Raw genomic sequence first — 9,820 nt, 5'->3', positions numbered from 1 at the left:
ATGCCCAGAAGATCGTTCTCACCTCCGTGCTCTCGACGATGTTCGTGCCGGTGATGTTCCTGGCACCCAGCTTCTGCACAGAAGCGACCGGTAACTGGCAGTCAAGCCTGGGCGCCTGGCTCCCGAGCGCGTTGGCCGCTCCAGTCGCCACGGCTGTCCCAATGATTGGGTTCGCCCTTCCTTGCGGCCTCTTTGCCTGGCTCCTCTCCAGGATCTGGATCAAGAACTAACGCTTGGGTCGGGGAGCTCCTTGAGTCCTGAGCAGTCAACCGGCTTCTGCTGACCACGAATGAATCGCTTGCGCTGAGGGCTGTCGTAGTCACCTTCGATCAGTTCCAGGAGATGTGGTTCAACCTCCCAGCCAGCGCGTAATCGGGTGCAGGCCTCCTCCCTGTCCATGGTCAGGACGACTCTCTCAGTCGTCGTCTGTTCTGATCTGGCTGCAGCAGCAGCAGGTCTTGATAGTCGGCAACGCACTCCAAGCACTCGCAAGGAACGCCATGGAGATCCCAGCGGTCCAGCGTGTAGCCAGTTAATGCGGCTTCGTCTTTGTGGAACTTGGTCACATTGAGGTGACGAAGGTCGAGTGAACGCTCTCGTGAATCACAGAGGGGCGCAGTCGTGCAAACCGCCCATGTCCTGGGGATCACACTGTTTTTGGTAGCCATTGCTCCTTGGTCGCTAGATGTCTTCCACTTTCAAGCCGAAGAGGGATGCAGTCTCTGCTGATCAAAATGGAGATCAGAAGAGCAAATGGACGAGGCAGCAGAAGCGATTGGACTGGCTGGGTTCGGCGGACTCAAAGCCCAGCAAGGCAATGAGAATCAAGCAAATGTGACCCACATAACTGATGGGCGTATCTTGAAAGTCAATTCATTCCTTGCGCTCACGAGCACCCAGCCCTGCAAAACGTGTAGCGATCCCGAAGCCAGTCTTTAAAATGCTTGAGGAAGTGCAAAACCTGTAGAAGCCTGGGCAATATTCATCGCGAGCTAGAGCAATGATCATTGTTCAGCGTTTTGACGCGGCAGGGCAAATATGGGTCGACGAGGTTGTGAGACATGCTTGGTGGAATGCGTACACCACCACAAAAGCCAGGTGCTGGGTTTCAGGGAGGAGTTACAGAATCGTGTCTGGACACAGCCGTGATGTGCTGCATGAGTTCCCGGTAGACGAGTACGGGAACTGCTGTCGACTGAAAGACTTGAGAGCTACAAAGAGCCAACTACATCCCTAAGGCACCAAGCGGCTAACCAGAAGTGAATGCAAAAGCTGGCGTCCTCTTTTCTGAGCAAAGAATGGAGGACCGGTGGCACCCGTCTTTTTTTGATCCCCCTCTCCGCTGCTGTGTCGCCTGAGCAGTGGCGTCCCGATCAACGTGGGTGCTTCTTCAGGTAGGCAAAAACCGTTTGGTCATGAGCCCTCGTCCAAGACTTGCGCCCGTGAATCGCAATCGCAAATTCAACAGCATCGATTTGCCGCTGTCTCTCGCGGTGCGATGCTGCATCGAGAGTTCGCATCATGCACTCGTTCATCAGACCCTAAAGCTGGCGTTCCTGACCTGAACCACCGCTGTCCTCAGTCATCAGTAAACAGTGCTTGAGGGAGCACAGGAAGCCTCTTCAGCACAAATGCATCAGACACCAGCAGATGAAATGCGGCTTAGGCCTACTTCACCTTTATCTCTCGCCAATCACTACGCTGGCACCAAAAGCGAGACCGAGAAATGGTGAAGACCCTGTCAGCATTCTTGATCACATTGGTTGCAGCATTGCTGCTCAATGTAGCGCTAGTTTCTCGACACTATGATCAAAAGCCGCGTCCATATGAACCCGAGAAAATAACCAGTGGAGACATAGTCCAGCTCAGCGTGCAGGAGTTACTCCCCCTAGAGATCAATCCAATCTTCGAACCTTCGACACGACGTCAACAACCAACCCAATAGCAGAAGCGACCAATACTTCGCATCTCCAGCCTGCGTCTTCCAATGCCAGGAAAACTGGCGATGACTTGGTTCTTTTCATGAACCCATCCGCTGCTGGATTGCCCGAGCAGCCGCTGTCATGAGCGTTGGACGAATGAGTGCAGTAGACCGACGCACCCTTGCGATCGGCCTGAGAAGCGGTGCTGTTGGCCTTGCCGTTGGCTATGGAGTTGCTCGGATCAGGCGCTGAGGATTGCACCCGCAACCCCACCTAGGCCATAACCGAGTTGGAGGCGCGGTGAAGACAGCGCTGTCCGAGCGGGGGCCCACCACATGGCCCCCAACAACTCGAACCTGAGGGTCAGCGTGCTGTTGCGCTCACCATCAGGCCTCCCCGTGGGATGGGGCTGGGCACCAGCTGCAGCGAAAGATCTTGATCCGGCTCCAGTTCAAGCTGAACCTGCTGCAACAAGCCAACGACCATCAAACGAATTTCCAATTCGGCCAGGGCTTTACCGAGGCAGACCCTCTCGCCACCGCCAAAGGGCAGCAGTGTTTGCCCAAACGAACCATCGAGATGGCGCTGCGGACGGAACTCCGTCAGGTCTGTGCCGCTGCTGGTCGCCGTTGGCGTGAGCGCCACCTGGATCACACTGTTCGCTGGCACGGCCACATCAGCCAGCTCAATCGCCTGCAGGCTGCGGCGAAAGAACCCACCCACCGGCGGGGTTTGCCGCATCACCTCGAGCACGGTGGCATCCAGCTTTTGTGACTGCACTGCTGTGGTCGCAGGCCACCCAGTGGCCATGACATCGCTCTGCAGCCAATCCATCACCTCCGGATGCAGCAGCAAGGCGCGAAACAAGCAGCTCAGCGATGACGCGGTGGTTTCGTAACCAGCGAAGAGCAGCAGCAGTAGTTGCTCCGCCAGATCGTCGTCCTCCAGAGGAATCCCCGCCTCATCCAGGCCACCACTGAGGAGATCGAGGCCACCTTGATTGCGGCCCTCCTTCAAGACATCTTTGATGCGCTTCAGCAACCGCTGGCGAGCTGCCAGGGCTTTGGCAAAGGGTGTGCCCGGTATCGCCAAGGGAATCGAGAACAGAGCCTTGGTCCAGATCTCAAAGTCAGCGAACAGGGCGTCACGGCGATCCGGATCGAGCCCCAACACCGTGGAGGCGATCACGGCAAAGGCGAAGCGGCGCATCCTCCCGGCCAGGGGAACTGGGCCACCAGCCGAGGTCAGCTCCTCTGCGAGCTCATCCACCAGGCCAGAGATCGATGGGGTGTAGCGGGCTAGGGCTGCACTGGAGAACAGCTGACCGACCACACGCCGGCGGGCCTTATGACCCGCTCCACTGCGGTTGGCGAGGGAACGACTGCCTAGCAGCTGTTTGACACTCTCAGGCCACCAGCCCTCAAGTAACTCGCCTTGGCGAAAGAGATCGTTGATCGCCCGTTCGCCTCGGATGAAGACGATGGGCTGGGTCAGCAGCTTGGTGGCAAAGACATCGCCATAGGTCTCAAAGCGCCGCTGGGCAAAGCTCGGATCGCCAAAGAAATCAAGGGTTTCCTTCAGGCCGCTCACCGCACCGGTGTTGGGCAGGGGCTTGACAGGCATGGGCCCAGGCGCGCGCAGGCGATCAACTTATCGATTGGATGACGGCGTCAGCCAGAGGGGACTGGGCCATCAACACCGGGGCCGGCTCCGTCAACGCCTTCAGGTAGCGACGACGCTGCGCGCTGTCCTCTGGACGAGCCTCCTGTTTCGCGCCATCCAGGCCGGAAGGGCGCTGTCCATTCAATGGCTGCCGCAGTGAAGTCAAAAAAATCCCCCTGCCCACCGGAAAGTGTCAGGGGTGAGCTATTCCGTCCCCCCGTTTCGGGGTTGAGTGAATCATCTGATTGATCGTCACGATCGCGATAGCCCCATTTGGGGGTAATTACACAGCAGGAGCCGTAGAGGTCTTGCGTCGTTGGACGGCGTAGACGGCAGCTCCTGCGGCTGCAACGGCCAAGCCACCGCTGACCGCAAAGAAGACCAGGGTCTGAAGAAGCAGCAAGAGGGCGCCCAGACCTGAGAAGGTCGCAATCCGAATCTTGGACTTGATCAGAAGGGTCAGCAACAGAATCACCGTGGCCTTCAGGCTGAGGATCTTGGCTCCAGCAATGGGGCAAAAGGGGTTGAGCAGCATGACGGACCGAGCACTCCACCCATGCTGGTGCAGCCATCGCAGGAGCGCGAGGACAGCAGCAAGCAACACCCTCTGCCCTCGGCACGCCCTGATAGCGTCCAGCTCACTCAGATGGGCGGCAATGCTGGCTGGACTCTTTGGCGTATTACTCGCAGCCCTCTCCTTCGTTCAAGTGCCTCAGTGGGACAACGACTGGACAAAATGCTCTGTGTCCGTCCCCGACACCGCATGCCACTGGTATGTCGTCAATCCGGACAACACCTTCGGCAAGGGGTTCAGCTGGATCACCGCTCCTAAATTGGATGTTGCGGCGCTGCAAGATGTCGCAGCACAACATGAATTCACCGTTCAAAACGGTTACCAGACGACGGTTGAACTGATGGATGCCACCTCTTCAGTGAAGTACGGAGACGACTACTAAGCCTCAAGACCATCCTCGGGCGGGAGGCAGGAGGATTGAATCACTCTTCAAGGCGCGACTTACACTCCCTTCGTCGAGCGATAGTTGACACCGCGGCGCATCAGATTCGCTTCTTGAGTTGTACATTGAAAGAGGGCGTGGTGCCTGTTAACACACCAGGTTTCATGGCTATACCCCCACGGCGAGCCGAGCTCAGATGACGCCTCATGCTGGACACTGTTCAGCTGCGCAAGAGAAATCTCGACGATGATCTGATCGTCTAAAGGATCAACGTTGTAATCGAGCACAGTTCCCCCCAGTGCAATGGATGAAGAGGGGCCTCTGCAGAGTGATGATCCCCGCGGAGAACCTTGGAAGCAAAGGATCCTCCCTATGCCTTGAGGTGGCACTCCTCAGTTATGGCCTGCAAAGAGGGAAAGGGCTATGAGCATTTGAACGGATGCAGAACTCCGCCAAACGATGCACGGCTCCAGAGGAGCCTTTGCTCAAGGCTCTAGAGATCGCTGCCCATTGAACCGACGGTCTCTAAAGGACCATGAAAAGCTGGCCCTGAATTGAGCGCAGGCAGGAGCTCAGGATCCAAAACAAGCCGCTGATAACGCTTGGCCTGCGCGGACCAAAGGTCATCATGGCTGCTGTCCAATACAAGTGACCGATCTCCGGCAACAGGAAGCAGAATGAACTGATCAAACACGTGAAGAACTCAATAGCAAAAAGACTTTTTGACGACAATCGGCACGCAAGAGGTAACGAGAAAACGAATGGTGCCTTGGAAAACAGCGGAGATATCAGAAAGAAAGAACGTTCTTCCCTTGTTGATCAGCCAAGAACAGGCCCGAGAAGCTCTATCCGCAGTCAGCGGGGAACCGCTCGGAACAATGAAGCCGTAAAAATCCTGTCCTTGGTCCAGACAAACCCCAAAGCGGAGAAAAGACGCTTGAACACTGCCGTCACGCGCCCGCAATGGGGATTGGAATGAACGGGCCGTGGTCGCTGTGGGCGACAACAAACCGATATCTGAGCCTTACTCCGTGTATTTCAGTCGATGTGAGCGGCGACCATGCAGTGAAGGGCCGACGCAGCACGCCTGTGATGTCAGAGGTCAACCTAACACCGCACCGACAACAACCTGACTCTGCACAAGGGGCATCAGCATGGATGTCAGCGGCCAAGTCAGATCGAAGGACAACGGAAATTCTTCTAAAGCTTTTGGAACCCAGCACCAGAACGGCCTATCAAGAGTGTGGTTTCTGTTGCCTCAGGCAATGCTCGGTTTTGATGTGACCGCCCAAACTCCCCACGGTGAGAAGCGGGTGCACCTGGTCGCCATCAACGAATCCGTGGCCCTGAGCCTGGCCAAACGGGCCTTTGGCGACCATCCCCTGAGCATTCGCACCTGCACCGGGCCAACCCGCCGGCAGCGGGATTCAATCCCCATCGAGGACTGAGTCGCCAACTGACGCCTTGCCAGAAAAAAGCGCCCCCGAAGGGGCGCATCCAGCACTTGCGGCAACGATCAGAAAATCGGCACCACAACCCGGCTTAAACCGGCCAACTGAGCCTGTTCAAGACGCTTGGCCTTGAGGATCTGGGCGCGGATAAGGGCGAGAGTGTTCATGGCATGAGCCTCGAGATGACAGCCCCGTTCCCTGCTGTCAAATCATGCATCCCCAAAGGGGACGAACGTCTTCAAACTGTAGCGACTGCTACCGCTCAAAAGTGTGCCCTGGTGTACTCGGTCCTGCATTAAGGATTGCAGATGCTCAATGGCGCGCGGCTCATTGCGCGCTGTTCTGAATGTTTAGAAGTGCCTTGCCATCTGCACTGACGGAGACCTCGGTGATCACCGCAGGAGACCGTCCTTGAGCCTCCCAGCCAGGAGGGCCGCCGGAAAACCGAAAGACGAAACCCAGGGCATCGGCTCGCATCAAACAACGTTGACGCGCAAGCGTTGTCGAAAACATGCAGGCCGCCGGCACGTACTGACCCAACCCACCGTTGAGTGCCACTGCTTTTGTCCGCGCCAGATTCATTGCACGCTGAAACGCTGGCCCCTCCTTCTGCAAACGCTCGATCTGATCAAAGGTCTGCTGAACGCCCTGTGCACTGGCCTGGATGGGCATCAAGGGCACAACAGACAGGAGCAACAAGGATTTAAAGAGAAAGCATTTCATCTTTTTCCCTGCCAGAACAGAAAGAAGAATGAGCGAACTCTGGTGCAAGCCAGACCTGGAAGCAAGCACAGAAAAAAGCGCCCCCGAGAGGGCGCTCAGATCACAAGAGAATCACCCCCGGATCACCAGAGACCGCGCACGGGCTGCTTGACCGGCTCGGGAGCTTCGGCGGTGTAAGCCGCGATGCAAGCCGGGGTGTTCATGTACCAGCTGAGCAGCGAGGTGGCCTGCTGGCTGTTCTCGATGCTGTTGACATCACAGACCTTCATCGAGCCCTGGAGGCGCTGGTCGGTGGGGAGCTGCTTCATCATCCCGTAGCTCGACAGCTTGCCGTCGGCAGAGTCGAGAATGATGGCGCTACGCACGGCCTGCAGGCTGTTCTGCTGGCTGTAGTAGGGGGTGTAGTTGTTCTCCTGAATGCTCTCCTTCAGGAACTGCTCGCCCTTGGGGGAATACAGGAAGCGAGCCACAGCGGCCACATCCACGCTGTATTGCTGCTGAAGACCAGTCTGAAGCTGCTCCCTGGACCAGCCGGACAGATCCGAGAGGTTCTCAGGAACGGGGTTATCGATCACCTCGGCACCGCCCAGGGGCAGCAGGGTGTTGGAGCGAACAAAGCCATAGCCGACAGCACGAGCCGTCATCCGTGGCCCGCCATGGGGAGGAATAAAAACGGCTTCCCCATAGGCAACTCCAGACTCATCCGAGGAGAGAGGCAAGGGGGCCTGGGGATTGGCCTGGGCCGAGAGGCCCAGGAACAAACAACTTGCACCGGCAAGAGGAACAATCAGTTTCAACATGGAAGGCAACTCGAGAAGGACTCTGCAAATGAACCCTTCCCGATATGGAAACCTCAAGAACGAGGCAGCTCAGATCAACTCTTTGTCTTTATTTTTGAACTCCAAGAGGCGCAGATAACAGACAAATTGGCTACAGAAAGACCGCAAAATGTAGCGAGAAGAACAAACGCGTCCCGGAAAATATTTTCCGCGAAAGAAAAGCATCAAGCCATCCAACCCCGGGCGACTCAATAGGCACGCGGCGCTTGCGTCATCGGATGTCGATCGGCGGCGTCTGCTTGCTGGTAATCCGCTCCACCTCTGCTGCTCGACGCACCGATCCCGCCTCGCCCAACTCAACCGGAAAGCGGTTGGTCTTGAGGTTGCTCTGAAAGCGCCTCCAGAAGGAGCGGAACTTGTCTTTGCAATGGGCAGCCATCTCACCTCTGTCGAAACAACGACTCAAAGAAAGGATCAGCCGATCACTGTCGAATGCTTTCGCAGCTCAGGCAATGGGTATTCAGGCCGATTGCCATTGGCTCAAGCAACCGCCGGCTGATCCAGCTGCCAGCAGCGGGAGCCCTGCGGCGTGAAGACGCAGAGGGTGCTCAGCTCCGGGCTGGTAACACGATACGTGCAGCCATCGGCCTGACTCTTGAGCATGGCCTGCAATTCAGCGAGCTCCCGCTGCTCGTGCTCCTCTGTCTGACTCCAGCCCTGGGGTGTGAGCAGTTCAATCCGGAACATGAAACCCTGCATGTGGTGGAGCACAAGCTCGGTCGCCCCAAGCCATTTAGGGGCAATCGACAGAAAAGCTTCGGGATCAAGCCAGCAGGAGTCACCCTGCCGGGGAACGGGGAGCCAGCCCCAGATGAGCAGCACTTGCGCTCCGCGGCCAAGGACCTAACCAACATCTCGATACCTATGAAGTGACCAAGCCCGAGGGCCACTTGATGAGTCCCATTGCCGACGTCGTCTTAATCGCGCTCTTCCTCTGGGCTGCCTTTGCCGTCGTGCGCAGGCGCACAGCACGCAAAGGTGGCGCCTAATCGGACCAGCCCTAAGCAGAAATACTCAACCAGGGGAAACGGTTCGACTTGAACCAGTCGACCGATCCGCTTCAGCAAAGGTCTTGCGATTGCAGGAGAGCCATGGGGTTCATCGCCGTCTTTGCCGCTTGCTACGCCGCGGGCGCGGCAGCAGTGCAACTTCAAAACACCGGCAAGGCCCGCGCCAAGAGCGCAGTTGGAATCTGGGAGACCGGCTCACGCTTCTCCGCCCTGAAGCAAAACAGCTACTGAGCCACCCCGAGAGCAAAGACCAATCCACAGCTCCAGCCAGCGCGAGACAGAATGTAAAGACTTCGTTACAGATCTCTCATGTCTCTCGGGGCTGTCTTTCTGAGCTCGCTCGCCACAGGGGTGGTCACCGAAGCCGAGGTGTCCTGGATTGCCTCCCACCAGGGTTCCTTCAACCGGCGTGAAGCGGCAGTGGCCCTACGGCTTGGGCGCCTGCTGGATCAAGGCACGGTCAACCTTGGCTGCCGCCTGGGTTAGCCCCATGTCGAGCGAACAAACCCTCGAATGGACCGAGGAGGAGACCCTCCAGTACTGGTGGTCCATGCGCCGAGCGATGGAATCAGCCGGTGACCGCTCCAGCGCGATCTATTTCCGCTCGGTGGCCATCACCGAAGGGGAACCGGACCCACTCGCGATTGAGATCAACAACCCAACCCGTTGACAGCCGCTCAAGACCAGGGCCATAACCGCTGAGGAGACGGGCGAGTGCATTCCCCCGTTGTCCGATCCGGGGGGCCTATTCCGCCCCCCAACCAACACTCCCCACCGGCCAAGCGATGCGGGAGCTGTTGGCTACGCGTCACACTGAAGCGAGCGTCCGCAGGGGAATGAAGCTCGACAAACAACAGCCTTGGGGAGTCTGGGCCTTTGTCATCGGCCTCAATCTCGTCGGATTCACTGGCTACTTCATCCTGCGGGCCATGGGGATCACCCTTTATTCGATCCACGCCCACTGAGCTCAGCCAGGCCGCTCTCTCGTCTCGAGCCACGGGCCTTGTCACCTGCCGAAATACTGCTGACCAGACGGAAAAAGAGACCCGTAGGACAACTCCTTCATGCCTTCCATCCATGGCAGAACCCAAGCGGATATGCCGCACCTCCCGCGGCTCCACGATTGATGCGGTCGGCAACGGTCGCTATCGCGTCTGCGATCGCAACCTGAAGTGTGCCGAAGTCGAAGGACTCTGGACGGCCTACGAAGCGCTCAAAGATCAGGAGTGCCGCAACCCCGTCGCCTGGCACCACTAA

General features: G+C 57.6%; 14 protein-coding genes. 8 read left to right on the top strand and 6 right to left on the bottom strand.

From position 1 onward, the window contains the following. Positions 1-230: hypothetical protein (locus QZ184_RS07815; RefSeq protein ID WP_296418909.1), on the top strand; the 230-nt coding region annotated here is incomplete at its 5' end. Between the two features lie 2,055 nt (positions 231-2,285). Here the strand turns inward: QZ184_RS07815 and QZ184_RS07810 are convergent. Both QZ184_RS07810 and QZ184_RS07805 read right to left on the bottom strand, forming a co-directional pair. Next, on the bottom strand, positions 2,286-3,545 hold the full coding sequence (locus tag QZ184_RS07810) for a cytochrome P450 (protein WP_247477699.1): 1,260 nt from the start codon (positions 3,543-3,545) through the stop codon (positions 2,286-2,288). Positions 3,546-3,867: 322 nt separating this feature from the next. Further along, positions 3,868-4,119: a hypothetical protein gene (locus QZ184_RS07805; RefSeq protein ID WP_296418907.1), complete on the bottom strand. Its 252-nt coding sequence runs from the start codon at positions 4,117-4,119 to the stop codon at positions 3,868-3,870. Between the two features lie 121 nt (positions 4,120-4,240). On the opposite strand from QZ184_RS07805, the gene QZ184_RS07800 reads away from it, so the two are divergent. Both QZ184_RS07800 and QZ184_RS07795 read left to right on the top strand, forming a co-directional pair. Beyond that, positions 4,241-4,540: a hypothetical protein gene (locus QZ184_RS07800; RefSeq protein ID WP_296418906.1), complete on the top strand. Its 300-nt coding sequence runs from the start codon at positions 4,241-4,243 to the stop codon at positions 4,538-4,540. 1,265 nt (positions 4,541-5,805) lie between these two features. Continuing rightward, positions 5,806-5,988, top strand: a complete 183-nt coding sequence (locus QZ184_RS07795; protein WP_010316152.1) for a hypothetical protein — start codon at positions 5,806-5,808, stop codon at positions 5,986-5,988. Between the two features lie 330 nt (positions 5,989-6,318). Here the strand turns inward: QZ184_RS07795 and QZ184_RS07790 are convergent, their stop codons facing one another. From QZ184_RS07790 to QZ184_RS07775, 4 genes are all read right to left on the bottom strand, one after another. Further along, complete coding sequence (locus tag QZ184_RS07790; protein ID WP_296418904.1) at positions 6,319-6,762, bottom strand: hypothetical protein; 444 nt, start codon at positions 6,760-6,762, stop codon at positions 6,319-6,321. Between the two features lie 74 nt (positions 6,763-6,836). Then, positions 6,837-7,514, bottom strand: a complete 678-nt coding sequence (locus tag QZ184_RS07785; protein WP_296418901.1) for an alpha/beta hydrolase — start codon at positions 7,512-7,514, stop codon at positions 6,837-6,839. Positions 7,515-7,764: 250 nt separating this feature from the next. After that, positions 7,765-7,932: a hypothetical protein gene (locus QZ184_RS07780; protein WP_296416494.1), complete on the bottom strand. Its 168-nt coding sequence runs from the start codon at positions 7,930-7,932 to the stop codon at positions 7,765-7,767. 101 nt (positions 7,933-8,033) lie between these two features. Next, complete coding sequence (locus QZ184_RS07775; RefSeq protein WP_296418899.1) at positions 8,034-8,240, bottom strand: hypothetical protein; 207 nt, start codon at positions 8,238-8,240, stop codon at positions 8,034-8,036. A gap of 404 nt (positions 8,241-8,644) precedes the next feature. Between QZ184_RS07775 and QZ184_RS07770 the strand changes: the two genes are divergently transcribed. The 5 genes from QZ184_RS07770 (at position 8,645) to QZ184_RS07750 (ending at position 9,820) form a co-directional block, all read left to right on the top strand. After that, the gene (locus QZ184_RS07770) at positions 8,645-8,794 is read left to right on the top strand and encodes a hypothetical protein (RefSeq protein ID WP_247477668.1); all 150 of its coding nucleotides are present in this window, start codon (positions 8,645-8,647) and stop codon (positions 8,792-8,794) included. 78 nt (positions 8,795-8,872) lie between these two features. Then, the gene (locus QZ184_RS07765; protein ID WP_296416496.1) at positions 8,873-9,049 is read left to right on the top strand and encodes a hypothetical protein; all 177 of its coding nucleotides are present in this window, start codon (positions 8,873-8,875) and stop codon (positions 9,047-9,049) included. 4 nt (positions 9,050-9,053) lie between these two features. Further along, the gene (locus QZ184_RS07760; protein ID WP_010316133.1) at positions 9,054-9,233 is read left to right on the top strand and encodes a hypothetical protein; all 180 of its coding nucleotides are present in this window, start codon (positions 9,054-9,056) and stop codon (positions 9,231-9,233) included. A gap of 166 nt (positions 9,234-9,399) precedes the next feature. After that, positions 9,400-9,528 carry a hypothetical protein gene (locus QZ184_RS07755; protein WP_010316132.1) on the top strand — a complete coding sequence of 43 codons (129 nt, stop codon included), beginning with the start codon at positions 9,400-9,402 and terminating at the stop codon, positions 9,526-9,528. 112 nt (positions 9,529-9,640) lie between these two features. Continuing rightward, a complete protein-coding gene (locus QZ184_RS07750) occupies positions 9,641-9,820 on the top strand; it encodes a hypothetical protein (RefSeq protein ID WP_296416497.1) in 180 nt (59 codons plus the stop codon).

Source organism: Vulcanococcus sp. DEBay_Sum22DG08_74, assembly GCF_017852955.1.
Taxonomy (GTDB): Bacteria; Cyanobacteriota; Cyanobacteriia; order PCC-6307; family Cyanobiaceae; genus Vulcanococcus.
Note: the sequence above shows the minus strand (reverse complement) of the source record. Positions and strands in the feature narration are given on the sequence as shown.

Excerpts from the sequence above, each read along its gene's own strand:
- QZ184_RS07810 (WP_247477699.1), bottom strand. The coding sequence starts at position 3,545 with ATGCCTGTCAAGCCCCTGCCCAACACCGGTGCGGTGAGCGGCCTGAAG.
- QZ184_RS07805 (WP_296418907.1), bottom strand. The coding sequence starts at position 4,119 with ATGCTGCTCAACCCCTTTTGCCCCATTGCTGGAGCCAAGATCCTCAGC.
- QZ184_RS07800 (WP_296418906.1), top strand. The coding sequence starts at position 4,241 with ATGCTGGCTGGACTCTTTGGCGTATTACTCGCAGCCCTCTCCTTCGTT.
- QZ184_RS07795 (WP_010316152.1), top strand. The coding sequence starts at position 5,806 with ATGCTCGGTTTTGATGTGACCGCCCAAACTCCCCACGGTGAGAAGCGG.
- QZ184_RS07785 (WP_296418901.1), bottom strand. The coding sequence starts at position 7,514 with ATGTTGAAACTGATTGTTCCTCTTGCCGGTGCAAGTTGTTTGTTCCTG.
- QZ184_RS07780 (WP_296416494.1), bottom strand. The coding sequence starts at position 7,932 with ATGGCTGCCCATTGCAAAGACAAGTTCCGCTCCTTCTGGAGGCGCTTT.
- QZ184_RS07775 (WP_296418899.1), bottom strand. The coding sequence starts at position 8,240 with ATGTTCCGGATTGAACTGCTCACACCCCAGGGCTGGAGTCAGACAGAG.
- QZ184_RS07770 (WP_247477668.1), top strand. The coding sequence starts at position 8,645 with ATGGGGTTCATCGCCGTCTTTGCCGCTTGCTACGCCGCGGGCGCGGCA.
- QZ184_RS07765 (WP_296416496.1), top strand. The coding sequence starts at position 8,873 with ATGTCTCTCGGGGCTGTCTTTCTGAGCTCGCTCGCCACAGGGGTGGTC.
- QZ184_RS07760 (WP_010316133.1), top strand. The coding sequence starts at position 9,054 with ATGTCGAGCGAACAAACCCTCGAATGGACCGAGGAGGAGACCCTCCAG.
- QZ184_RS07755 (WP_010316132.1), top strand. The coding sequence starts at position 9,400 with ATGAAGCTCGACAAACAACAGCCTTGGGGAGTCTGGGCCTTTGTCATC.
- QZ184_RS07750 (WP_296416497.1), top strand. The coding sequence starts at position 9,641 with ATGGCAGAACCCAAGCGGATATGCCGCACCTCCCGCGGCTCCACGATT.